Consider the following 23,934-nt stretch of genomic DNA (forward strand, 5'->3'; position numbering starts at 1 on the left):
TCCAACTTCGGCAAATGCGCTTACCGGCTCATATTTTCCGCCGTGGAATGGAGGTAGCGTATGTGTTCATCGCAGAAAGATGCCGGTCGGCGCGCTGGAGTTCTTCCAGAGCCTCTGCACGGTCGTGGCTTGCCAGCAGGCCACATAAGACCTCCGAGGCGGCGAGAGCCGGCGCCAAGGTATGAAAGAAGGTCTGGCTCTCCGTTGGGCACAGGACCACGTGCTCGGCGATCGCAACCAAAGGGGAAACTTCGCTGTCGGTAATCGCAACAATTCCCATTCCTTTCTCGCGGGCGGTCTCGGCAAGCTCGAGCGTGTAACGCGAGTAAGGGCTTATCGAAATTGCCAGTAGAATATCTTCGGCGCTGGCGCGAATGAGCGCATCTCCGCTTGTGCCGGCTGGAGCATCGAGATGAACGGTCTTTTCGCCAAGCAATGTCATGACATAATGGAAATGCCAGCCCACCGAATGGCAGGAACGTAGCCCGAGAACATAAATCCTTCGCGCTTTGTTCAATCGGTCCGCCATCGTGCAAAGATGCGAGAGCGTATCGGGTTCGCACATGCGGGCAATCTGTGCGGAAAGGCTCTGGAGCATGCGTCGCGCCAGTCCCTCGCCGTCCGTCTCACCTTCGTCTCTCTGCAATGCCCGGGCGGCAAACCCATCGGCGCTGACCCGTATGACGTCTGCATGGTGACCACGAAAATCCTCATAGCCGGAGAATTCGAGGAACTTCGCCAAACGTGTCATCGTAGAAGGCTGCACGCCTGCATTGCGCGCCAACTCTCGCATCGAAACGAGCGCCACCTCCTGAGGATGTTCCAAGATGTGGCGAGCTGCCTGCTGCAACTGCTGAGGCATGTCGTCGAACCGTTCGACGATATGAGCGTGCAGGGGCCCCTTTTGCAACACTTGCCTCACGTAGCGCGCCATGGATCATTCGAACTATCTCTAGCGGATGGAAAAGTCAAGCTTAAACGGGACTAATAGAACTCCTGCGCGGCACCAGCCTTGGCTCGATCGTTCCAGGCATAGAAAACAGATGCGTCAAAAATCATGTTATCAAACAGTTGTTGCATTTTCTCGTCGGACCTGCGAATTAATGGCGCGACGCGCGGAACGCCGGCGACCCAGACAGACCGAGACATCACAATGACCAAAATCCTCCATCGATCCATCGGTACAGATCTGCCAAGAGCCGTAGCAGGAGAAGGCATCTTTATCTCGGACAGCGAAGGTCGGAACTACATAGATGGATCGGGCGGCGCAGCAGTAAGCTGCTTAGGCCATAATCATCCAGAAGTTTTGGAAGCAATGAAGGCGCAGATGGGACGTATCAGCTACGCTCATACGTCATTCTTCACCACCGACGTGGCTGAGCAGCTTGCTGAGCAACTGGTTGAACTAGCGCCCAAAGGCCTTGACTATGTCTACCTGGTTTCAGGCGGGTCCGAAGCTGTCGAGGCCGCGCTCAAGATGGCGCGCCAGTATTTCGTCGAAATTGGCCAGCCGCAGCGACGCCACATCATTGCACGCCGACAGAGCTATCACGGAAATACCATTGGCGCACTGGCGGCCGGTGGGAATGCATGGCGGCGCGCGCAATTCAAACCAATCTTGCCCGAAACCCACCATGTTTCGCCCTGCTATGCTTATCGCGACATGCAGGATGGCGAAACGCCGGACGCCTACGCCGAGCGTCTCGCCGCTGAGTTGGAGGCCAAGATCATAGAGCTGGGGACGGATCAGGTCATGGCTTTCGTGGCGGAACCGGTGGTGGGTGCGACGCTCGGTGCAGTTGGGCCCGTCGCCCACTACTTCAAGCGGGTTCGGCAGGTCTGTGATAAGTACGGCATCTTGTTGATCCTCGATGAAGTGATGTGCGGCATGGGGCGCACCGGCACAATTTTCGCAGTGGAGCAGGAAGGGATCGTCCCTGACCTGGTAACCATTGCAAAGGGGCTGGGCGGAGGCTTCCAACCAATCGGCGCTGTGATCCTGTCTGAGAAAATTTATCGTGCGTTTGCCGAAGGTTCAGGCCTTTTCCAGCATGGCCATACCTATATTGGCCATCCAATCGCTGCAGCGGCGGCCAACAAGGTCGTCGAAATCCTGAGGCGACCGGAGCTTATGCAAAACGTAGTCAAAATGGGCGAACGCCTCCAGACGGCTCTCGATGCAGCACTGGGGCAATCGCCCTATGTCGGCGACATCCGCGGCCGAGGCCTGTTCCGCGGTATCGAAATTGTGGCGGATAGGGACACAAAGGTACCATTCGATCCGGCCCGGAAAATCAACTCCAAGATCAAGAAGGAGGCGATGCAGCGTGGCCTGATGTGCTACCCGATGGGTGGCACGCTCGACGGTTTGCACGGCGACCATGTGCTGCTGGCGCCTCCGTACATCATTCAGCCCGAACAGATCGACCTGATCGTAGAACGGCTCGCCGCAGCGATAAATGCCGCGGTTAAGAGCTGAGGCTTTGGATCTGCATGAAAGTCTCTCCTAAGACGACATCTCCCTGTCAGCCCATAACCGACGAACACTGGCCCGCCGAAATCGCGGATATGAAGAGCGGCTTTGCCGGCGCACTTAACGTCTATCGCACAATGGCCCATCATCCGGCATTGCTGAAGGCCTGGGCTCCACTGCGCGAACATATCGTCAAAGACAGCGCTCTGGGGGCTGTCCGGTCAGAGCTCGTTATCCTGCGGGCAGCCCATCGGATGGGTTCGGCCTATGAGTGGGCTCATCATGTCAGCCGCGCCCGGGTTCTAGGTATTTCGGACGTGCGCATTCAGGCAATGCGTGGCATGCCAGGTGGAGAGGACGGGCTGATTGCCCGAGCTGTCGACGCACTTTTCGATGGATCGTGCTTGCCTTCAGATATCGAAGGCGCGGTTTCTGCCACCATGGGGAAGCAAGCCGTACTCGACCTCATGGCGACAGTCGGCTTCTATTCCGTACTGGGCTTCATATTGATGACCTTTGATACGCCCATAGATGAAGCCGTCGCGGGCGAGATCGCAAATCATCCTATCTAGGCAATTGCATAGCAATGTTGAGTTGCATTGGAACGCGTGTACCTAGACTCTGCATCCTCTGCGACACGTGTGTGTCACGAATCTATTAGTAAAACATTTGTTGCAATGCAAGTTCGGTTGAGATAGCATAGTTTCGGAACTAGCGTTGCTCAGCTGAGTGGTCGGTCCGGGTTCCAAATTGGATCTGTGGTGCGGGAGCAAGCCGTATCCATGGTCGAGAAGCACAAACAAAGGGGAACATCGCATGAATAAGATGATGACAACGCTTGCAGCAGCATCGTTTGCAATGGCGTCAGCCGCTCTCTCAACGGCGAGTCATGCCGGCGAGGTGCTTGATCGTGTGCTGTCGGCGAAGACGTTGACAGTGGCGGTGGGAACGGATTGGGGTCCCATTTCACACCTCAACGAGAAGCACGAACTCGACGGCTATGATGTGGAGCTCGTCAAGGGCATTGCAAAGTCCCTCGGGGTAGAGGTCAAGTTCGTGACGCCAGGCTGGGACATCATTACAGCCGGCAAGTGGGAGGGCCGTTGGGACATCGCCATGGGCCAGATGGTGCCGACCAAGGCCAGAGCAGAAGTATTTGATTTCCCATCCCTCTATCTTTGGGGGCCGAATGTCGCCGTCGTTCACAAGGATAGTAAAGCAACCAAGCCTTCTGACCTTGAGGGTAAAGTTGTCGGCGCCGCGGGAGGCACGGCGGCAGAGTCCTATGCCAATCACAAACTGACGCCGGCCTGGGAAAACGCAAAGCCAATAGAATATCAATTCAAGCCGGGCGAGGTGAAGACCTACACAAGCACTAATATTGGACTCGATGATCTTCGCCTAGGCGATGGCGTTCGCCTTGATGCGGTCCTCACTGACGATTCGATCGCTCGTGATGCGATCAAGGCCGGGTATGCCTTGCGGATCCTGGAGCCTGCGTTGTTCTTCTCGCCGGGAGCTATCGCGATTTTGCCTGGCGACAAGGATTTCCATGACAAAGTTGCGGCGGCCGTCCAGAAAATGAAGGATGATGGCACGCTCGCGAAGCTGTCGATCAAGTGGTACGGCGTGGATTATACCGAGGAAAAGTAAGATCAGACGCGTTAAGGCGGCTCGGGGTAGCCGGGCCGCCTATGTCGTAGAGGATTCGCCATGCTCTATTTGGATACAGTTGAATCCGAGGTGCTCGTTCACAAGCCTTGGTTTGTTGCCTCAATCTTTGCCGTCGTGCTCGTGGTTTTTCTCGTGGTCAACCTTACTGGCACCACGTTTGGCGAGCTCATGCGGCCGGTCATCGGCGACCCGATGCAAAGCGGCATCTATGGGCGCGTCGCGATCGCCTTTGTGACTGCAGTCATGTTCTGCCTCAATATCGTGCTGATCGGTTTTGCTCCTTTGAAGCTACAGATCTGCATAGTTTGGATTGAGCTGCTGGCCCTGTTCCTTACCTTCTTCAAGGCATTTAACCTAAGCATGCCCTTCATTTGGGAGAATCTGCCATATTTGATCACGCAGGGGGTAGTGACAACGATTTATGTTTCGGCGGCTTCACTTATTTTCGCATCGATCATTGCGATTGTTGCGGCGATTGCAAAGCTTTCAAGCAATGGTTTCGCCTACGCCATCGCCAGCTTTTACACCTCTTTTTTTCGCGGTCTGCCGCTTCTCATACAGATTTACCTGATTTACCTCGGGCTTCCGCAACTTGGTATCATCATCAATGCCGTTCCTTCAGGTATATTGGCATTGTCGCTTTGTGTCGGTGCCTATATGACGGAAATCTTCCGCTCGGGGATCCAGAGCATCGACCGCGGCCAATGGGAAGCTTCACGATCCATAGGTTTCGGCTTCGGCCTCACCATGCGCAAGATCATCCTGCCGCAGGCGCTTCCGGTAATTATTCCCCCGATGGGAAACACGTTCATTGCAATGCTGAAGGACAGCTCGCTCATCTCTGTCCTCGGCGTGTGGGAACTGACGTTCCTTGCTCGCACAATCGGCCAGCCGACCTTCCATCACATGGAGATGCTGATCACAGCCGCAATGATCTACTGGATCATGTCGGCTTGTCTTGAAGTAGGTCAATCACGGCTCGAGCGTCATTTCGCAAGGAGTAAAGCTCGATGACTGCTACCAGCATAGATCACTTGAAAGGCCTCGATGGCGCCGATCCCTCGCAGGCGATTGGCAATGTGCTGCGCGTACCACTTTCATGCCAGGAGTCCAGTCAGAAGCAGGTACCAATGAGTGCGGACAAAATTATCGAAGCGACGAACGTCTCCAAATGGTACAGCACCTTCAGAGCATTGACTGACGTCAACCTCACCGTCCGCAAAGGCGAACGCATCGTAATCTGCGGCCCCTCCGGATCCGGAAAATCGACGCTGATCCGCTGCTTCAACCGGCTTGAGGCGCATCAGGAGGGAGAGATAACCGTCAACGGGATTAGGTTGCACAACAAAATGCGCGATGTGACTGCAGTTCGCAAGAATGTCGGCATGGTATTCCAGCACTTCAATCTTTTCCCGCACATGACCGTGCTGATGAACTGCATGGCCGGTCCAATGTGGATCAAGGGCGTGCCCGAAACCGAGGCCAAGAAGACCGCGCTAAAGTTCCTCGAGCGCGTGCGAATACCGGAGCAGGCCAACAAGTTTCCCGGTCAGCTCTCCGGAGGCCAGCAGCAGCGTGTCGCAATTGCTCGGTCCTTGTGTATGGCACCTGCGGTCATGCTGTTCGACGAGCCGACCTCGTCACTCGATCCGGAGATGGTCGCCGAAGTGCTCGAGACGATGACCAGTCTGGCGCGCGACGGCATGACCATGGTCTGTGTCACCCACGAGATGGGCTTCGCGCGCGCCGTTGCCGACCGGGTTATCTTTATGGATTGGGGCCAGATCGTTGAAGAGGGTAAGCCGAACGACTTCTTTACCAATCCCCAGCACGACAGAACAAAGCTCTTCCTCAGCCAGATTCTGAAAAGCTGAGGGACGCCTTCATGGGATGGTTGTTGTAGGCGCTCACGCCTTCTCAGGACCGCAAACGGTAGCAATCGACAGAATGTAGGACTTACCATAATGATAAAGCTTCCGAGCAACTTCCCGGACTTTGGTCTGACTCCCGAGGAAAGGCGGTTCGCCACCCGGAGCCACTTTTACGAATGGCCAGGCATGGATGGCGCGCGTGGAGAGATCTGGTGCTACAGCGACCGGATTTCCTACCGTTCGGGCGAAACGGTGCGGCTGCAGGTGAGTTCAACTGCGCCAAGTTTTACCATTGAGATCATGCGCGATGGTGCGACCGAGACGAAAGCGTTTGAGCAAAGCGGCATCGCGGCGCGCTGGCAGGAAACACCGGACCAATGCTCGGTCGAGGGCTGCGGCTGGGAAACAGCGTTCGAGTTCAAGGTTAGCGAGGACTGGCCGTCCGGCGGCTATCGCGTCAAGTTGACGGCGGAAGGTCGCGACGGTAGACCGATACATTGTCATCACGTCGTGATCGTGCTGCCTCAAGCCGGACGCAAGCCTGGCCGCGTCCTGCAGGTGGCAGCGACCGGCACATGGCGTGCTTACAATACCTGGGGTGGTTCAAACCATTACGAGGGCATCACAGGGCCGGATCGCAATCAGTGGTCCCCTATCGTTTCCACGCAACGACCATGGGGGCGGGGCTTTGTCGTTCTGCCGCCGGATGCGCCTCGTGTGCCGCTCGAAATGATGATGCCACCCAAGTCCGTACCGCGTCATCCACACAAGGAATGGGCCTACGCTACCGGCCATTCGAAAAAATACGCCTCGGCCGGTTGGGCGACCTACGACTGCCACTTTTTCCATTTCGCCGAGCGCGCCGGGTATAACGTGGATCTCGTCAGCCAAGATGAACTGCACTTCTCTTCCGAGATCCTGCTTGATTATGACTGTGTGACCTTCGTGGGCCACGATGAGTATTGGACATGGGAGATGCGCGATGCCGTCGACGCATATGTCGACCAGGGAGGTCGTGTGGCACGGCTTGCCGGCAACTTTTGTTTACAGACCAGGCTTGAGGACGAAGGGCGTCGGCAGGTGTGTTATAAGACTCGTGCCCGCGCAGAGGATCCAATCTATAAAAGCGGCGACACAAGCCGCACGACTACGCTTTGGGAGGCACCTGAGGTCGGCCGCCCAGAGGCACAGACTTTTGGTCTAAACTCTACCAGAGGCGTTTATGCAGGCTGGCTTGGCTGTGCACCACGGGGAGCCCGCGGCTTCCCTATCTACAGACCAGAGCACTGGGCTTTTGCCGACACCGGTCTTTTCTATGGTGATGTGCTCGGTGCCGAGAGCCACATATTCGGCTACGAGGTGGACGGGCTGGACTATGAAATTCGCGATGGCCTGCCATACCCTTCGGCTACGAGCAACGCGCCGGAAGGAACCGAGATCCTTGCGATCGGAATGGCTGCCCAGATGGAGTGGAGTGCCGATCTGGCGCCGGAAGACCTCGTGCTGCACGACGAAGTTCGCGAGACTGCCGAGGCGGTGTTCGGTGAGGCAAACAGCGAAAATGTGGAAAAGCTCAAGCGGGGAAATGGTATGATTGTCAATTTCAGCCGCGGCAAGGGCGAGGTGTTCCATGCCGGAAGTTGCGAGTGGGTAGCAGGCTTGCTGAGGCATGATGCGATGGTGGAGCAGGTAACCTGCAATGTGCTCAACCGGTATCTTAGTCGCGGATAATATCTTAGCCGCGCGATCTTTAACTCGCTTTTGAAACAATTGTCGCTAGCGGAGCACGGCGGAACGTGTCCGATTGGTCATCCGAGCCATGGCTATCTAGTTTTATACGGAGACAAGATGATAAGAGAACTGCATTTCGGACTAAGCGAGTTTCAAGCCCGTCTTGCCGCCGTTAAGAAGGAAATGACAAAGAGAGGACTAGACATCCTCCTTCTTTCGGAGCCGCCCAATCAAAATTACCTCACCGGCTACAATGCGTATTCATACTATACGCCTCAAATGGTGATTGTGGCCCAGGACCACGAAGAACCCATCTGGATTGGCCGTTTCATGGACCGTGTTTCGGCCTCCATGACCACTTATCTCACTGAGGAGAACATCCGAGCTTACCCCGACACGTATGTTCAATCCACGACACTTTCGGCCTACGCCTTCATGGCCGATGTCGTGAAGGAAGTAGGAGGTGAAAAGGCGCGCATTGGCGTGGAGATGGGCGGTTATTATTATCCCGCCCGTGCGCACGCCGATCTCACCCGCGCGTTGCCCTATGCCGAGTTCGTGGATGCCGACCTCCTTGTGGGCTGGCTCCGGCTCGTGAAGAGCCGGGCTGAAGTCGCTGTCATGCGTCAAGCTGGTCAACTTGCAGATGTCGCCATGAAGCGTGTCATCGAAACGGTGGAAGCCGGCGTCCGTGAATGCGATATCGCGGCTGCAATCTATCACCAACAAATATCGGGCACTGCTGAGTTCGGTGGTGACTACCCTTGTTGCCCCCCTGATCTTTGTATTGGTGAGCGGTCAATCGCTCCGCACGCTGCATGGACTGACGACCCGTTGCCAAGTTCCACGGTGGTCAATTTGGAGCTGTCGGGATGCCGGCACCGTTACCAAGTCAACCTGGCTCGTACAATTGTCCTCGGCAAGCCGTCACCCGCTTTCCAAGACCTATCGGAAATTGCTGTCGAAGCTTTGAATGTCGGCCTTGACGCAGTCCGTCCTGGTCGGACTTGCTCTGAGGTAGATAGCGAATTTCGGAAAGCTCTTGCCCGCCACGGAATTGAGAAAGAGTCTCGCATCGGATACCCGACTGGCATCGGGTTCCCCCCCGCCTCGGGGGAACGCACGGCAAGTATTCGCAAGGGTGATGAAACCGTCCTTCAGCCAGGTATGGTGTTCCATATGATGCCCGGCCTATGGCTTGACAACGTTGGGATCACGATCACACAGAGCTTCGCAGTCTCTGATACTGGTTTTGAGCCTCTAACGATGACTCCGCGCAAACTATTCGTCAAATAGAGATCGAAACCTGTGCACAATCATCTGATGCCAGCGTGTCTTGTTCGCTTTCGAAATGGCGTGGCTGGGTCGGGTGAGTATCTGCGCCAGCAGCTAACGAGCGATGGGAATTTGCGGCGCCTTGTTCGGCCCTGCATGTGCTTTCCGAGCGTTTTCGCAACATGGCGGCTTTTGGAGGGTTAAGCGATGACCGAACTCGATCGGGCGGACATCGCGCTTCTCCAAGCCGTTCAAAAGAACAACCGACTGACCTCAGAGGAACTTTCAGACGTAGTCCACCTTTCGCCGACCGCATGCCAGCGGCGTTTGAGACGGTTACGCAACGAGGGCGTAATTCAGGCGGATGTTTCCATCGTCTCGCCCAAAGCAGTTGGACGACATATCACCATGATCGTTCTGGTCTCCCTCGAACGAGAAAGAGCTGACATCGTCGATCGGTTCAAGGCCGCGATACGAAATACGCGTGAGGTAATGATGGGATATTACGTAACGGGGGATGCCGACTTTATGCTCGTCGTTACCGCAAAAGACATGGAGGACTACGAGCACTTTACGCGGCGCTTCTTCTACGAGAACCACGATATCAAGGGGTTCAAGACAATGGTGGTGATGGATCGCCTGAAGGCGAGCTTCGCTATTCCTATCGAGGCGTAGCACCCCTGGCGGTGAGGGATACTCCGGACGGGTCGAGGTGATCTAGGTACTGGCGCCAGAGAGAGCGCTGGATCGCCAGGTCGGCGAGGTTAAGTGCACGGCGCCTGGTGTTTTGCAGAGACACCTGCATAACGAGCGTCCAAGTCGGCGCTTCTTTCCGCCCAGCCGCTGCTAGCGTCTGTATCAGGCATCGTTGATGAACGAGCTCGGTCAAGCTGCCGTCGGAGCCCTTGCCGACGCATAACAGTAACCAGATCACGATCTGGCGAGACAAGCATTCAAGAGACCGCCATTTCCAGCCTCGGCTTTCACAGGATACTTTAAGCAAAGGTTGGAACCGACGTCCAGATTTGATTAGGCAGCTAAGATGCAGTCCCACAATCCGCCACACTTTGTTGGCTCCTGGAGCGGAGACTTTGGAATCTCGACTCACCACCCAGCTGCCACAGCGGCGGCGAATGCTATCCGCCTTCAAGGCGGGAACGTGTTTGACATCGCAGCGCTGGCCTGCGCTTGGGTAACTGATCCCGCTAACTGTAGCCCTTTCGGACGCATGCAAGGCATCTACTCTCTCGCCGGTGTGGTCGGTTGCCTGGGCGCCGCTACTCGCATGCGGTCTGTCACAGACTCTACAATTCCCGTACCAGGCAACATCGCCGCCTGGTTCTGGTTTCGAGACAGCGGTCGTTTGCGCCTTTCGTTTCGCGATCTCGTCGCACCAGCAATCGTTGTAGCAAGGCAGGGCTTCACCCTTTCTCCCGCCTTGGCTACCGCCTTGCACCTCTCATCATCGGATCTGACGCAAGACCTTCGCACGATATATTTGGGCGATAGCGCATCCCTTCGTGCGCTGGTTCGAAATCCCGCACTCTCTGAACTTCTTCGAGTTCTTGCGGAATCGACCTGCGAAGATCAGTTCTGGCGCATCCTCCGGAGCAGCGACCCGGGTCCTTGGCAGGCGGAAGAAGGTCTGGAAAATCCCGTCCGCGATGTAACTCCACGCTCGCTCGATGCTATTCTCGGGCCGAACGGGGAAGTCGAGCGTCTTTTTTGTACAGGAAACTTGGAGACTTGGGGAACGTGGACACTTGTTGGCGCTGCGGTAGCCGTCGAACTCCGCAAGTGCCGGGCGCTGGATGATTTCGGACGGGCCATGGAGGCGTACGTCCTTGCGACAATACTCGATCGGACCTTGGTTCGGCTCAAGGAATCATGGTGGCGCGCCGCGCTCGGCTTCAGTTACGCCATGCAATCGCGTGTAGTGTTTGAGGGCCAAAAACACGACGTCACCGAGATGTCGCCGCTCATTCTTGAAACGACCAATCGCCCGCGCCTCGCGATCGGCGCCGCGGGTAGCGAGCGGATCTTGGGCGCGCTAACTTATCTGCTTTTTCTACGGTTTGGGCTTGGGCTTCGAGAAGACATGACGCGTCTTATGTCACAGCCCACGCTCTTTCCGAAGGACGGCGGCATCCGAGTTCATCGGGAATTCTGTCAAGCTGCGCGCTCACATTTGGAGAGTCGTGGGTTTACGCTCACGCTGGCAGACTACAGCGTGGAGCATCACTTGGGGATTGTTAATCTTGTCGAGCGGCTCGACAGCGGTAGCTACAAGAGCGGAACTGATCTTTCAGGTGATGGCTGGGCAGTTTGATGACTCTGCAAGACGCGTCCGAAGAGGAGGATAGACGTGAGTGAAAAGGAAGCGCTGCTTGCAGCCATCGACAAAGATCGCGACGAGATTATAGAATTTCTACGTGCGTTCATCCGGGTCAGGAGTCCTAATCCTCCCGGGGATACACAAGAGGCAGCGCGTTACGTCGGCGAGTTCCTGGAGGCTGAAGGACTGGACTACCGCGTTGTCGCACCGAACAAGCTATTCCCGAATATCGTTGCCAGTTTTGCAGCGCCGCAACCTCGGCGTCACCTAGTGCTTAACGGCCACATCGATGTTTTCCCGGTAGACCCAGTCGGCTGGACCAAGGATCCTTGGGGCGGGGAGTTGGTTGACGGCAAGATTTTCGGACGTGGCGCATGCGACATGAAAGCTGGCACCTCCGCCTCAATCTTCACGTATCGCTATCTACATCGCATACGCGACAAACTGAAGGGCCGGCTGACGCTGACCTGTGTATCTGACGAGGAAACGTTCGGTCCTTGGGGTTCGCGCTACCTAGTTGATAACTGCCCGGAGGTTCTCGGCGACTGTATGCTCAGCGGGGAACCCAGCGGCCACAGCGCTATTCGCTTCGGCGAGAAGGGGCTACTCTGGGTTACCCTCAACGTGAGGAGTCCTGGCGCACACGGGGCTTACACCCACGCATCTGAGAGCGCCATCAAGATTGCCTGTCGGATAATCGCGGATCTCGAGATTTTAACCAATATCCCTGCTACCCTGCCACATGACGTCGAACAAGCAATTAGGAAGGCAGCGGCGGCGGTCGATCAGGTGTGGGGCAAAGGCGCCGCCGATATTGTGCCGAAGGTAACCTTGAATATCGGCGTGATAGCCGGCGGATTGAAAATCAACATGATACCCACTCATTGCAGATTTGAGGCCGACATTCGCGTCCCGCTCGGGGTCGATAAAGACACGATTGTTAAAGAACTAGGCCAGATTGTTGGGCGCTATCCACTGGCAACGTTCGAAGAAAACCACTTCACTCCGCCGGCTTATTGTGACCCGTACGGCGACCTGTCCGAGTTGCTTCGGCGAAACGTCGCTCAATTATCCGGTATCTCGACAACACCGATTGTTAGCCTGGCTGGGACAGACGCACGGCTTTGGCGATATCGCAATGTTCCCGCCTACATCTACGGGCCGCCGCCCATTGGAATAGCCTCCCACGACGAATATGTGTCGATCGACGATTACTTGCATGTGGTTCGCGCGCACGTGATGTCGTCCTACGACTATTTGTCATAAAATTGGAGCACTGAGAAAACGCAAGCCCGTGCCCTGCTCAGGTCCATAGCCCCGGCCAGGAGCGACTAGGCGCACCGATGCCCTGTTGCCGATCCTCAATCTCAGTTCCCATGGGCGTACCCGGCCGACGACGATGCAGCAAGTACGCTTAAATCGCCGGGTCGCCCGGGACCACATGAGCCGAATTCCTCAGCCGCGAAAAATCACGGGATCGGGGCGCAACGGTATCGGGATCCACCCCCAAATACGGTTGCAGGTCACGCGGCGTGAGCGGATGGCCTTTTCGTAAATTCGGACGCAGACGAGTGCGTTATTTTCAATAACCCAGAGTTAGATCGACTTCTCGAGTTATTGGCTTGCCACCGACAAAATCCGCAACGCTCTGCGTTCCCCAGCGGAGGTCCCGCTCCAGAACGTCGTCTGCGTTTGCAGCTTGGTCATTGGAACAGATTACATTCGGAAGCTTATGCACTTCCAACCTGGGTAAGAAGCTAGTGGGAAAGCTTCTTCCGAACTCATATCGATTCCAAACGTCGGCGGCATAGCCCCGCAAACGCCCAGAGGTCAGCGCCTCGTAAAGTGGCTTTTCCTGGATTAGGCCGCTGCGAGAGACGTTAATGAGAAAGGCAGTTCGCTTCATCGCGGAAAACTCTGGAACACCGAACATTTGCGTAGTTTCGTTCGTATCTGGCATCGTCAATACAACGTAATCGCATTGCCCGAGGACGGAGTGCAATTCATCGACCCCATGCATGGAATCGACATGTTCTGCCGGCCGATCCTTATTGCGGCGTACGCCTAGCACCCGCATGTCAAAGCCTTTCGCATGCTTCGCGATGCGGCTCCCGATGCTGCCCACGCCCATAATGCCCATCGTGCGACCGTCAAGCATCGCGGAGCGGTACTCATCATCAAAGAGGGGAAACAATCGCCGGCCCTCTAATGTCACTTTGTGTTTGAATAAGGTCTTCTTTGCCAACGCCAAGGCGAACATCATGGCTTGCTCGGCAACTGCGTGCGCATTTGCACCGCGAATATTTGCGAGCTTGGTGCCATGCTGTCGAAAGTGCGAGAGAGCGCCAATGTGTTCGAGATCGTCACAGCCTGAATGGACCCAGCAAAAGAACTTAAGATTGTTTGCCATCTCTAAAATGCGCTTGGGAAGGGCAAATCCGATGAACACATCGGCGTCAACCGCATGAGCTGCCAAATCCGAATAGCTGGCCTCAAAGCGAGAGAAGTATTCTCCTTTGGGTGCCACGACCTCTGTGCCATCTGGAAGGGCGTTTCTGAGATTGCCGAGTTCGTCGTCCGTCGCATGCCACAGGCAAAGAACTTTCATAGTGTTAAATCTCCTCCTTCTATCGGTGACTGATGGGGTCTCAACCCCGGGGATGACGCGAGTTCAAGCTTAAGCGGTTCCCCGAGTTGGCGGCTTCAAAACCTGCCTGCCGTCCAGCGGAATCCTGCGAAAACAGGGCATTCATGCAGGATTTCAGCAGAAGTGGATTTGCGCTTCTCTGCCGATCCTCTCGTCGAGCGGTCGTCCGCTGGCCGGCACACGCAGATGGTTGCAGTGGCACGCTCTGCACTCGGTTCATTGGTAAACGCAAACAGGAATGGTCGCCGGTGGCGACTGACTTTCTATTGATCAAGAAGATGTGGTGCGGCGCGCTATTTCGCTCACGCTGTTCCAGCCATGTTAAAAATAGAGGCCGTGACGAGAAAGACATGGCGCCCCCATCCCGAGGTGATGCTGCGCGCCCCACATAGCTCGACGCGCGCCTGGATCAGACGCTCGACCAGCGAGCGGGTTGTTATTCGAAGCGATGGCCTTCACCGCACAGAGCCACGCCGCGAAGGCCAGTTTCGAAGGTCACCCCTCTTGTTTGTCGTAAGCTGCTACGTGTCCGCGCATTATGCCTTCGGCGTCAACGTAAATGAACGTCATTGTCAGGACCTTCCCATCAGACGAGACCGTGCGGGTTCCCGCTCCGACGACTTTATCCGCCTTCTTCGCCGTAAGGACGAGGGTGTTGGCGTTGACCCGCTCCTGGGACATCGTGTCCATCATGGAGTTGCCGGTGTGGGAGTAGTATTCGCCGTCTTGTTTGGAGATTAGCTGCTCGGAGAACGGTGACCCATCGGGCAGAACCGCGTGGACTGTGCCAGTGATGGTGCCATCTGGGTTCTGCGTATATGTGCGCGTCGCAGATTTGTAACTGAACGGTGTTGGCTCGTTGATAAATTTTGACTTCGCCAGATTCAACTTCCATTCGCCTATGGCCGGATCTATCGATTCCATGTACGTTTACCTCCCTTGCTGTAGTGAAGAAGCTGGTTTCACTCTGCTGCTGCAAAATATTCTCAGAACAGCATCAGGACACGGATCCTATGCGCTGTAGGGTGACAGTTTACGTCGTATTGGGTGGTCTACGGGTTCATTTCCTGCAAAAGATCGCGTGTCGGCGCTCTGTTAGAACACGCGATAGATCGATACGAATGAGTCAACCTAATGATCCTACAACATTTGTTGCAAATCAAGCTAGGTTGGGGTAGAGTCAGCGCCTGCAGGACTGATGAGGTCCGATCTGCCCCGAGAGGTACCGACAGACAAATCTAGCCGTGGGACACTCGTGAGAAGATGCCATCGCTCGCGCATAAAAACGGGCCAGCATTGGGACCTGCGCTCGAGTCTGCGAAATACCTCGTTTTGAAGGGTTACGCGATGATCCAACTCGATCAGGTAGACCTCGCGCTTCTCCAAGCCGTTTCAAGAACAGCCAACTGAGGAGAGGGTCGCTCTCGCTCGACCGCATCCAAGGGCGTTCAACGTGGATATGCAGCGAGAGGCAGGAAAGACGCACAATCATGGGCTCGAGATCGACCTCGCTCCAGATCCTGAAAAGTGCACCTCGAACCCTTGTTTTGCAGAAACCCTGCATAGCGAACGTCCAAATCGGCGCTTCTTGCCACCAGGCAGCTGCTAGGGTTGATATCAGGCATTGATGATGAATGACCGTGGGATCAGAATGAAAGCAATCACCAACAATTTACTCTCTGAAGTCGAGCGTGAAGCCGTGGTCGGAATGCGGCACGCGATGCATCGCGAGCCCGAACTTTCGAACAACGAGTGGAAGACTCAGAAGCGGATTATCGAGACCCTGGCCGGCTTCGGTTTGAACGAAGCGAAGACGTTCCACAAGACCGGTGTCTATATCGATATCCAGGGCTCGGCTTCTGGTGCAAATCGCTCGATCGCGCTACGCGGAGACATTGACGCCCTTCCTATCGAGGAAGCCCGTGAGGACCTATCGTACAGGTCGCAGGTGCCGGGAGTGATGCACGCGTGCGGTCACGACATGCACGGCTCAATCGCTTTGGGCACGGCCCTTGCGTTTCATCGCATGCGAGATCGATTCTCCGGGATGGTACGTGTATTCTTTCAGCCGGCGGAAGAAGAAGAGCCGCTTGGTGGCCGATCCGTGGCAGAGGGAAATCTGCTGGATGGCTTTGACGCTGCAGTCGGTTTTCATGTTCGCACCGATATCCCGGTCGGCTCCTATGGGGCTCGCGCAGGGGCGGTAACAAATTCATCAGACCAGTTTACCCTGGTAGTTCAAGGAACCATGGCCCATGGCGCGAAGCCTCATCTTGGGGTGGATACGATCGCAATCGCTGCGGCCTTCATCAATGAGGTTCAGAAGGTCGTCTCCCGCGAAATGCCGGTCGACGATCGGGTGATTGTAACGATCGGCACCATCCACGGCGGAGACGCGAGAAACATCATTTGCCCAGAGGTCACGCTGGAAGGCACCATTCGGACCGCCAGTCCTGAGCGGCGGGCTCAGTTGGTACGACGCGTGCGCGAGGTCGCCGAGGGAGTTGCTACAATGCATCGTGGAAGTGCGGAGTTTCGCTCCCAATTCGGTGACCCGCCTGTTATCAACGATCACGCTATGGTCGAACAGTTCCGTCGGCTTGTTTGTCAGTCGGTGGGTGATGGCAAATATATTGAAGGATCGGCCAGTACCGGTAGCGATGACTTTGGCTTCTACTCAAGTTGTGTTCCGTCAATATATTTCTGGTTTGGAAGCAAGGAGCCTGGTTATGAGGCGGGCGTTCACACGTCCACATTCGGCGTGTCCGACAAAGTTCTAATCCCGACAACCGAACTGGCGATTCAATACTGCTGGGATCTTCTGCACCCCTCATCGTCCTAAGTAGGTACATTCTATACAAGACACCGTCGTCGCCCATGATCCGCTTGGCAATGGAGTGGTGTAGGTGGCACTGGAGGCCGGCTAGTCGGGTAAAAATGATCGAGCTCAAACATATCGAAGGTGCGCGTAATCGGATCGGAGATCGGATACTCCGTACGCCGATCGTGCTTTCATCTCCGCTATCTGCCATCTGTGACGTTCCTGTATATCTTAAACTCGAACATCAACAGACGACGGGTAGCTTCAAACTTCGCGGCGCCTTCAACGCGGTTCTCCAGTTGTCTAGAGATGAGCGGTCACGAGGTGTTGTTGCTGTCTCAACCGGAAATCACGGCAGAGCACTTTCGTTCGCAGCCAATACATGTGGTGTGAAGGCAACGATTTGTATGTCGGCTTTGGTGCCAGAAAATAAGGTATCCGAGATCCGGCGCCTCGGTGCAGAGGTCCGCATTATTGGAAGATCGCAGGATGAGGCCCAGGAAGAAGCCGAGCGGTTGGCTAGCAACGAAGGGCTGTGCTTGCTACCCCCGTTCGATCATCCGGCGATCATCGCAGGTCAAGGCACGCTTGGGCTGGAGATCGCCGAGGCGCTGCCGGATGTCGCGACCGTGCTGATTGGACTGTCGGGCGGGGGCTTGGCGTCGGGTGTCGCGCTCGCAATCAAAGGTTGGCGGCCGAAGGCGCGAGTCATTGGCCTCACGATGGATCGCGGCGCCGCGATGAAGGCCAGTCTTGATGCCCGCCGCCCGGTCCAAGTGGCAGAATTCGAAAGTCTCGCGGACTCACTCGGCGGCGGTATAGGACTCGCCAACAAGTGGACGTTTGCCATGTGCCGGGACCTGCTGGACGACGTTGTCTTGCTTAGCGAGACGGAAATCGCGGCTGGTATGCAGCACGCATACATGGAGGAGCGCGAGGTTGTGGAGGGCGCTGGAGCGGTTGGGATTGCAGCTCTCTTGGCAAACAAAGTGGCCAACCTGCGTGGCCCGGTCGTGACAGTCTTGTCGGGCCGAAATGTTGACATGCACTTACATCGTCGGGTCGTGAGCGGCGCGACAGTTAATTTTCGAGGATGACGTCATGAGAACGACCACGATATTGACTGAAGATCAACTGAGAAATCTGGTGCGCCTGGATGTGAAGGCAGTCGCTTGCGTGGAAGGAGCGTTTCGCACCCTCGCGACAGAAAAAGTCGTTATGCCGTCAATTCTGCGGCTCGATATTCCCGAATACCGCGGCGAAGTGGACGTCAAGACGGCTTATGTGCCCGGCCTCGATGGCTTTTGCGTAAAGATTAGCCCTGGATTTTTCGGCAACCCCGAAGTCGGCTTGCCCAGTACCAACGGCCTGATGATATTGCTGTCCAGCAAAACGGGCTTGTTACAGGCGCTGTTGCTGGACAACGGCTATCTGACGAATGTGCGTACAGCCGCCGCTGGCGCGGTATCTGCGAAGTACCTTGCCCGCGAAGATGCGTCGGTCGCTGCCGTTTTCGGTGCCGGGGGGCAAGCGCGTCTGCAGTTGAAGGCTCTTATGTTGGTGCGGCCAATTCGTGCGGCCCGTATATGGGCTCGTGATATAGCCAAGGCTGAAATGGCTTCACGAGAGTTGACCGATGATTTGGGCATCACCGTCACTGCATGCGCAACTCAGGAACAGGCGGTCGCCGGCGCGCATGTGATCATTACTACGACACCAGCTGATAGTCCCATCCTAAAGGGCCAATGGCTCGAACCCGGGCAGCACATCACCGCCATGGGTTCAGATGCAGAACACAAGAACGAAATCGAACCGCAGGCCATTGTCCGTGCTGACCTCTATGTGGCGGACAGTCTCACGCAAACTCGCCGCCTTGGTGAGTTACACCACGCAATTGCGGCAGGTGCGGTTGCTGAAGGTCTACCTTTACCTGAGCTCGGTCAAATTGTTGCAGGCGCGATCGCCGGCCGCACCGACAACAAACAGATTACGATAGCTGATCTAACCGGGACAGGCATTCAGGACACCGCCATTGCTAACCTGGCTTTCGCAAGAGCGGTTGCCGCGAAAGTCGGAACTAAGATCGAGGGATGACTTGGCGCAAAGCTTGGGTGCCCAAGCCGAAATGAATGCAGGTCACGGTGTTGAGGTCCCCAGTCGTCACTTTGCTGCACGCGATTCAATTGAACACGTTCATATTCACGAGCAAAGCCAGACGAAGTTTGGGAAATCTTCTGCACCGCGGTAACTGCCGTTTGAAATCAAGGAGCCACATTCATGTCTTCGCAAAGCAGCACCATTCTTGGAGTACTTGAGCTAGATGAAGGCCTGTCCCCTGACAGCCCGGCTCTTGCTCCGCGCGAAGGATCCCTCTTGCATTCGGCGACCTTTAATCGACCCGTAATCACAGAAATGGTGGAAGGTGCCTTGGCAGATGTTGTCATTCGAGGTGACGCTTCACTCGAAGGCGCCTGTGTGACAGCTGCTCGGCGGCTGGTCGATCGAGGTGCCGGCGTAATTGCCGCTGACTGCGGCTTTTTCATTCGTCACCAGGCAGCGATCTCCGCAGCAGTCAATGTCCCGGTTGTAACGTCGAGCCTCCTCCTCATTCCGGCTCTCATGCGTCAGCTTGCGCCTGCAAAAAAACTCGCCGTATTAACAGCCGACTCACGACATTGCAGTGAAGACCTGTTGGGCATCCAGCACCCGGCCGATCGGAAGCGCGTTGTCATCGGAGGGATCGAAGGTGGCGTATACGTACGCAACGCTTTGGCACGCCCATTGGTGCGAACTGACGTTGATCAGATTGAACGGGAGGTTGGCGACCGCATCGCGCGACTTCGCGCCGAGCATCCCGAGATCGCGATCACACTCTTCGAGTGCACGGGGTTTCCTGTTGTAACAAGTGCAATTCGACGCCAAACGGGGCTGCCCATCTACGACATAACTGACCTTTGCAAGCTGACGCTCGCGGCGGTGTCTAGCCTGCGCTCGGCATAAGTTTCACGGAACTATCGAAGTATTTGAAATGAGCGACGAAACGTTGCGGTTCGAGTTGTCCGAATACAAGATACGCCTCGAAAAGCTCGCAAGGCAATGGAGCAGGCAGGCGTCGACATATTGGTCGTAACTGATCCAGCCAACATGGGATGGCTAGCCGGGTACGATGATTGCTCCTATTACGTTCAGCAATGTGTAGTGGTTTCCAAGGACAAAGAGCCTCTTTGGTTCGGCCGGCGCATGGACGCCAATGGCTGCCGCCGGACGGCCTATATTAGCGAGGATCGCATTAAGTGGTATGCAGACGAATACGTACAGTCCGACACGCTGCACGCAACGTCGGTGCTGGGGCAGATCGTCATAGACGAGGGACATGGCTCGGCGACGATTGGCGTCGAGAAGGATAGCGCCTGCCTTTCGGCCCGATCATTTGAAGCGCTTTCGGCGTCACTCCCGAATGCAAAGTTCAAGAAGGCCGATAGACTGATCAATTGGCCTCCCAAGTAGGCATCCGCGCCGCGGGTGCCGACATAAGAGAGCTCGGCAATGACGTCGGATTGCCTAACTCCGGGGCGCAGCATCTCGGTGACGCCCTGATACATGGCTTCGACGATCTTGCCGGCGCCGCGCATATACTCGATTTCTCGCGGCGATTTAACCAGGCGCTATCGGCTTGCGTGCCGAATCTCGGCGCTGGCGCGGATGCCTCAGCTGCCCATCTCACCTGGACCGGTCGACCAATTCGAAGCGACGAGAGCATTTTCTTCGAGCTCGCCGGCCTTCACAAACGTTATCACTGCCCCTTGTCGCGCACCTATTACCTCGGGAAACCCACGCAGCCATCCTGGATGCCGAGAAGGCCGTTCTCGATGGCATGCAGGCCGGCCTCGCGGAAAAAGCTGTGGCTGGTGACCGTTGCGAGGATATCGCTAAAGCTTATTCCGGTGCTTTGGCACGATATGGCTTCGAGAAGACGAGCCGCTCGGGCCGTCCGATAGGAATGGGCTATCCGCCGGCATGGGCGAGAATTCCGATAGCTTCCGGGAAGGTGACAAGACCGAGTTACGCCCGGGAATGACTTTTCATTTCATGTCTGGCCTGTGGTATGGCGACTGGGGCATCGAAATCACCGAAAGCATTCTCATCACCGACGGCCAGGTTGAATTCCTCTCCAATGTTCCCCGAAAACTGCTCGTAATCGAGTAAGAAGGCTAAAACTTGCTGATGTAGATCAGGCAACGTTTCCGCATCGAGCACGCCATACTCCCTGGAAGGGCTGCCTACTCGCTGTGATGCGACAGAACCAAATCCTGCGATTCCAAGAGGCGGCTCCGCCTGACCTAACGTGTCGTGGTGTCGTGGTGTGGGCGCATCCCCGGGTTGATCGTCGCGCAATGTGTCCGAGTGTGAAGCGGTCTGACGTAGTCGAGGATACTGATCATACCGGCCTTCTGTAAACTTGCTGCCGTTCAGGGCATTACTATTGATCATGTTGCTTGGGGAAACCACAGCAAACTTTCTCCGATCCTAGAGCAGAATCTGATCACTCAGGCTCGTATCCTGCGGCGCAGAAGTAGTTTGAGCACTCCTCGGCGGTGAAGCGTGGCAAGGCGTCGCGGATTGCGTCCCAAAGCTCGGGGATGTTGCGTGCGGCGGCTTTCCTGAGGATCGACTTCAGCTTGGAGAAGGCATTCTCGATCGGGTTAAAGTCGGGGCTGTAAGGCGGTAGGAAGAGCATTCGCGCGCCGGCCGCTTCGATCGCTTGGCGGGCGGCGGCGACTTTGTGAGCGGGCAGGTTGTCGAGGATGACGATGTCACCAACTCGAAGCGTAGGCGCCAATACATGCTCGGCATAAGCGGCGAACCATTCACCCGTCATCGGTCCGTCGAGGACCATCGGCGCAGTCATGCCCGTCAGGCGCAATGCGCCTGTAAAAGTAGTCGTTTTCCAGTGCCCGTGCGGGATCGGAGATCGGCACCGCATGCCCCGCTTTGCCCGTCCACGCAGGCGAGCCATCTTCGTCGATGCGCCGGTCTCGTCGATAAAGACCAACCGTTCGGGATCGAGATCAGGCTGGGCCTTGAACCAGGCGCGTCGCCGCGCGAGCACGTCGGGCCGATCCTGCTCGCTGGCGTGCGCTGTTTTTTTTGAAGGTCATCGAGTGACGGTCGAGAAAGCGCCAGATCGTGCTCGGCGCGAACACGACCGCATGCTCCGCCCTGAGAAATTCAGCCAACTCGACCAATGTGATGTCGTCCTGACCTTCGATCACCGCCAGGATCGTATCCCGGTAGGCTTCGATCCGCTGGGAGCGCTTGTCTCCGCCTTGGGGCTTTGCCCGCGTCGCGCCGCTCTCTCGCCATTCGCGGACCCAGCGGACCGCGCTTGCCGCGGCAACACCGAAACGATCCGCCGCAGCCCGCCGCGACAGGCCACTCTCAACCGCTGCGATCACTCGCGAACGCAAATCCTCCGATATGGCTCTAACCATGCCTGCTGGCCTCCATACCCAGCCGACATGATGAATCAGCTATTCTCCCCGATGGGAATCCCTCGCGATTCCATCAGGTCAGATTATGCTCTAGGAAGATCCATTCTTAAGGCGTAAAGGTGTCCCACAGTGAGAGCCGCCTTGTGAACTGCGGAATCTTGAAAGAGGTCTTATGGATATTTTGTGAAGCGTCAGCGGTAACAGTGACAAAACAGCGTCGTCGATTTTGTCCTCGTCGATCTCCATGAAGCAGCAATAGAACGTCTGTCATTCGGACTCCTGCGGTCTATGCCGGATGCGTGTGCTAACGCACCGCGTTAAACGAACCAGGTGCTCGACACAGAATCACAAGGGATTCTGTCGATTGAAGATTTCTAGTAAACTTTCCGTAAGGGAGTCGTGGTAATTGGTTGCTTGAACTCCTCTGTCCGAATGATGGATCAAACTGCAGGGAACCGGATCACGTGCGGAGATCGCCAGTTTATGGCATCGACAGCAAGGCCGGCCCGCAAGTGGAGTTCGAGCTCCCACCGATGACCTTGCAACTGAATGCATCCGGGCACAATGGCAGATTGGCGAACTGCTCGGCTAGGTGGAATACGAGACGCCGGACCCGAAGTTGATTGAAGCCTGTCAGTTCCAGGCCTCTCGCAAGGTTTGGCACTACCCGCCCGCTGTGCCGGGAATCCGTTGTGCGCGGCACAAACACTAGAGATTACGCCCCCACATTACCCGCAACACATGTTTATGGTTTATTTGCCAACCTCGAGGCAAAGAAGGGCGCCAATTTGGGCACGGGTGTTCAGTGCCGCACTCGATCAAAGTCTTTAAGACCTTGGTATCCGCTTGCGGACCGCAGATACTGTTCGGCCGGCTTCGTCCACGTTCGCGCATCAAGGGCAGCCACAATGCCGCGCTGTCGGGCGCGATGGCGGCAGATCGCATTGCAGCGGCGCTCGCCGTCGGCCGTGCCAATGACGAAGTGATCAAGATCGAAGCCTAGGCGCGCCAGCGATATTGGCAGGATCTGAAACGCGTCCGCAACGTCAAGCTGCTCTGGTCGAAGTTCGGCACGGCGGTCGGCGTAGCGCTCGGCGGCCTCGATATTTGGACGAATACGCCCCTTGGTTTCTCCTTCTTCGGCACGCTGAAACACGGCAAGACCGACGCACAGTCGCTGGAGCCGGCCTCCTAGCAGAAGCCGATGCCTATCCAAAACCCGACGGGGGTCTAACCTACGACCGCCTCTCCTCGGTGTTTCTTTCGAACACCAACCATCAGGAGAACCAGCGGTGCATCTGCAGGTGAAGAACCTAGGCTGCAGAAGTCGTCCGAGCACAATATCTATGCCGGGTCCTCGACCCGCGGCAGGGAACGGCGACAAGGAGACCTACGTCATCAACGTCCCAAACAGCGTCCACTGCAAGACCTGGGACATCAAGGACCCCAACCAGAACATTAACTGGGTGCCGCCCCAGGGCAGCGAGGGGCCGGTCTACCCGACTATGTAAGAGCATTTTGATACGCCGCCGCAGATACGCGATGTTGCAGTTCAACATCGTCAGTTCTGCTGATGTGAACCAAATCCTTAATTGTGACCTAACCTTATGCCCAC

The 23,934-nt window shown here is 56.3% G+C and carries 18 protein-coding genes and 2 pseudogenes; 16 read left to right on the forward strand and 4 right to left on the reverse strand.

What is annotated here, in order from left to right:
- Positions 1–28 precede the first annotated feature (28 nt).
- On the reverse strand, positions 29–934 hold the full coding sequence (locus NLY37_RS28085) for a MurR/RpiR family transcriptional regulator (RefSeq protein WP_023743253.1): 906 nt from the start codon (positions 932–934) through the stop codon (positions 29–31).
- Between the two features lie 219 nt (positions 935–1,153).
- Here NLY37_RS28085 and NLY37_RS28090 point away from each other — a divergent pair, with 219 nt between their 5' ends.
- The 10 genes from NLY37_RS28090 to NLY37_RS28135 all read left to right on the forward strand — a co-directional run bounded on the left by NLY37_RS28090 (position 1,154) and on the right by NLY37_RS28135 (position 12,625).
- Complete coding sequence (locus NLY37_RS28090) at positions 1,154–2,479, forward strand: aspartate aminotransferase family protein (protein WP_031246607.1); 1,326 nt, start codon at positions 1,154–1,156, stop codon at positions 2,477–2,479.
- A 14-nt stretch (positions 2,480–2,493) separates the two neighbouring features.
- Entirely contained in the window at positions 2,494–3,045 is a 552-nt protein-coding gene (locus NLY37_RS28095; RefSeq protein WP_023743256.1) for a carboxymuconolactone decarboxylase family protein, read from the forward strand.
- A 244-nt stretch (positions 3,046–3,289) separates the two neighbouring features.
- Positions 3,290–4,126, forward strand: coding sequence for a transporter substrate-binding domain-containing protein (locus NLY37_RS28100; RefSeq protein ID WP_023743257.1), 837 nt, complete (start codon positions 3,290–3,292; stop codon positions 4,124–4,126).
- 60 nt (positions 4,127–4,186) lie between these two features.
- Positions 4,187–5,161, forward strand: a complete 975-nt coding sequence (locus NLY37_RS28105; protein WP_023743258.1) for an amino acid ABC transporter permease — start codon at positions 4,187–4,189, stop codon at positions 5,159–5,161.
- Positions 5,162–5,277: 116 nt separating this feature from the next.
- Entirely contained in the window at positions 5,278–6,021 is a 744-nt protein-coding gene (locus tag NLY37_RS28110) for an amino acid ABC transporter ATP-binding protein (RefSeq protein ID WP_031246609.1), read from the forward strand.
- 90 nt (positions 6,022–6,111) lie between these two features.
- Positions 6,112–7,749 (forward strand): N,N-dimethylformamidase beta subunit family domain-containing protein, encoded by a 1,638-nt coding sequence (locus NLY37_RS28115; RefSeq protein WP_023743260.1) that lies wholly within the window; start codon positions 6,112–6,114, stop codon positions 7,747–7,749.
- Positions 7,750–7,866: 117 nt separating this feature from the next.
- A complete protein-coding gene (locus tag NLY37_RS28120) occupies positions 7,867–9,045 on the forward strand; it encodes a M24 family metallopeptidase (RefSeq protein ID WP_023743261.1) in 1,179 nt (392 codons plus the stop codon).
- Positions 9,046–9,231: 186 nt separating this feature from the next.
- The gene (locus tag NLY37_RS28125) at positions 9,232–9,699 is read left to right on the forward strand and encodes an Lrp/AsnC family transcriptional regulator (protein ID WP_023743262.1); all 468 of its coding nucleotides are present in this window, start codon (positions 9,232–9,234) and stop codon (positions 9,697–9,699) included.
- A 553-nt stretch (positions 9,700–10,252) separates the two neighbouring features.
- On the forward strand, positions 10,253–11,353 hold the full coding sequence (locus tag NLY37_RS28130; RefSeq protein WP_286440916.1) for a gamma-glutamyltransferase: 1,101 nt from the start codon (positions 10,253–10,255) through the stop codon (positions 11,351–11,353).
- A gap of 36 nt (positions 11,354–11,389) precedes the next feature.
- Positions 11,390–12,625: a M20/M25/M40 family metallo-hydrolase gene (locus NLY37_RS28135; protein WP_023743264.1), complete on the forward strand. Its 1,236-nt coding sequence runs from the start codon at positions 11,390–11,392 to the stop codon at positions 12,623–12,625.
- Positions 12,626–12,941: 316 nt separating this feature from the next.
- Here NLY37_RS28135 and NLY37_RS28140 read toward each other — a convergent pair whose 3' ends face one another.
- A complete protein-coding gene (locus NLY37_RS28140) occupies positions 12,942–13,967 on the reverse strand; it encodes an NAD(P)-dependent oxidoreductase (protein ID WP_023743265.1) in 1,026 nt (341 codons plus the stop codon).
- Between the two features lie 534 nt (positions 13,968–14,501).
- Positions 14,502–14,930 (reverse strand): hypothetical protein, encoded by a 429-nt coding sequence (locus NLY37_RS28145; RefSeq protein WP_023743266.1) that lies wholly within the window; start codon positions 14,928–14,930, stop codon positions 14,502–14,504.
- Positions 14,931–15,657: 727 nt separating this feature from the next.
- On the opposite strand from NLY37_RS28145, the gene NLY37_RS28150 reads away from it, so the two are divergent.
- From NLY37_RS28150 to NLY37_RS30980, 5 genes and pseudogenes are all read left to right on the forward strand, one after another.
- The gene (locus NLY37_RS28150) at positions 15,658–16,848 is read left to right on the forward strand and encodes a M20 family metallopeptidase (RefSeq protein WP_031246613.1); all 1,191 of its coding nucleotides are present in this window, start codon (positions 15,658–15,660) and stop codon (positions 16,846–16,848) included.
- 95 nt (positions 16,849–16,943) lie between these two features.
- Positions 16,944–17,924: a hydroxyectoine utilization dehydratase EutB gene (eutB, locus tag NLY37_RS28155; RefSeq protein WP_031246614.1), complete on the forward strand. Its 981-nt coding sequence runs from the start codon at positions 16,944–16,946 to the stop codon at positions 17,922–17,924.
- 4 nt (positions 17,925–17,928) lie between these two features.
- Positions 17,929–18,921 carry an ectoine utilization protein EutC gene (gene eutC / locus NLY37_RS28160; protein ID WP_023743269.1) on the forward strand — a complete coding sequence of 331 codons (993 nt, stop codon included), beginning with the start codon at positions 17,929–17,931 and terminating at the stop codon, positions 18,919–18,921.
- A gap of 183 nt (positions 18,922–19,104) precedes the next feature.
- Positions 19,105–19,827, forward strand: a complete 723-nt coding sequence (locus tag NLY37_RS28165) for an aspartate/glutamate racemase family protein (protein ID WP_084559052.1) — start codon at positions 19,105–19,107, stop codon at positions 19,825–19,827.
- Positions 19,828–19,855: 28 nt separating this feature from the next.
- A pseudogene (locus NLY37_RS30980) lies at positions 19,856–21,033 on the forward strand (M24 family metallopeptidase).
- Positions 21,034–21,370: 337 nt separating this feature from the next.
- Here NLY37_RS30980 and NLY37_RS28180 read toward each other — a convergent pair.
- Positions 21,371–22,319 (reverse strand): IS630 family transposase gene (locus tag NLY37_RS28180; protein ID WP_245262801.1). Its coding sequence is split into 2 segments (ribosomal slippage): positions 21,371–21,977 and positions 21,976–22,319, totalling 951 coding nucleotides; the frame shifts between segments, so codons are not numbered across the junction.
- An 863-nt stretch (positions 22,320–23,182) separates the two neighbouring features.
- Here NLY37_RS28180 and NLY37_RS28185 point away from each other — a divergent pair.
- Positions 23,183–23,830 (forward strand): annotated as a pseudogene (locus tag NLY37_RS28185) (4Fe-4S dicluster domain-containing protein); the annotation flags it as partial.
- Positions 23,831–23,934: the final 104 nt, after the last annotated feature.

It is taken from the genome of Mesorhizobium sp. C395A (assembly GCF_030323205.1).
Classification (GTDB): Bacteria; Pseudomonadota; Alphaproteobacteria; order Rhizobiales; family Rhizobiaceae; genus Mesorhizobium.

Excerpts from the sequence above, each read along its gene's own strand:
- NLY37_RS28085 (WP_023743253.1), bottom strand. The coding sequence starts at position 934 with ATGGCGCGCTACGTGAGGCAAGTGTTGCAAAAGGGGCCCCTGCACGCT.
- NLY37_RS28090 (WP_031246607.1), top strand. The coding sequence starts at position 1,154 with ATGACCAAAATCCTCCATCGATCCATCGGTACAGATCTGCCAAGAGCC.
- NLY37_RS28095 (WP_023743256.1), top strand. The coding sequence starts at position 2,494 with ATGAAAGTCTCTCCTAAGACGACATCTCCCTGTCAGCCCATAACCGAC.
- NLY37_RS28100 (WP_023743257.1), top strand. The coding sequence starts at position 3,290 with ATGAATAAGATGATGACAACGCTTGCAGCAGCATCGTTTGCAATGGCG.
- NLY37_RS28105 (WP_023743258.1), top strand. The coding sequence starts at position 4,187 with ATGCTCTATTTGGATACAGTTGAATCCGAGGTGCTCGTTCACAAGCCT.
- NLY37_RS28110 (WP_031246609.1), top strand. The coding sequence starts at position 5,278 with ATGAGTGCGGACAAAATTATCGAAGCGACGAACGTCTCCAAATGGTAC.
- NLY37_RS28115 (WP_023743260.1), top strand. The coding sequence starts at position 6,112 with ATGATAAAGCTTCCGAGCAACTTCCCGGACTTTGGTCTGACTCCCGAG.
- NLY37_RS28120 (WP_023743261.1), top strand. The coding sequence starts at position 7,867 with ATGATAAGAGAACTGCATTTCGGACTAAGCGAGTTTCAAGCCCGTCTT.
- NLY37_RS28125 (WP_023743262.1), top strand. The coding sequence starts at position 9,232 with ATGACCGAACTCGATCGGGCGGACATCGCGCTTCTCCAAGCCGTTCAA.
- NLY37_RS28130 (WP_286440916.1), top strand. The coding sequence starts at position 10,253 with ATGCAAGGCATCTACTCTCTCGCCGGTGTGGTCGGTTGCCTGGGCGCC.
- NLY37_RS28140 (WP_023743265.1), bottom strand. The coding sequence starts at position 13,967 with ATGAAAGTTCTTTGCCTGTGGCATGCGACGGACGACGAACTCGGCAAT.
- NLY37_RS28145 (WP_023743266.1), bottom strand. The coding sequence starts at position 14,930 with ATGGAATCGATAGATCCGGCCATAGGCGAATGGAAGTTGAATCTGGCG.
- NLY37_RS28150 (WP_031246613.1), top strand. The coding sequence starts at position 15,658 with ATGAAAGCAATCACCAACAATTTACTCTCTGAAGTCGAGCGTGAAGCC.
- eutB (WP_031246614.1), top strand. The coding sequence starts at position 16,944 with ATGATCGAGCTCAAACATATCGAAGGTGCGCGTAATCGGATCGGAGAT.
- eutC (WP_023743269.1), top strand. The coding sequence starts at position 17,929 with ATGAGAACGACCACGATATTGACTGAAGATCAACTGAGAAATCTGGTG.
- NLY37_RS28165 (WP_084559052.1), top strand. The coding sequence starts at position 19,105 with ATGTCTTCGCAAAGCAGCACCATTCTTGGAGTACTTGAGCTAGATGAA.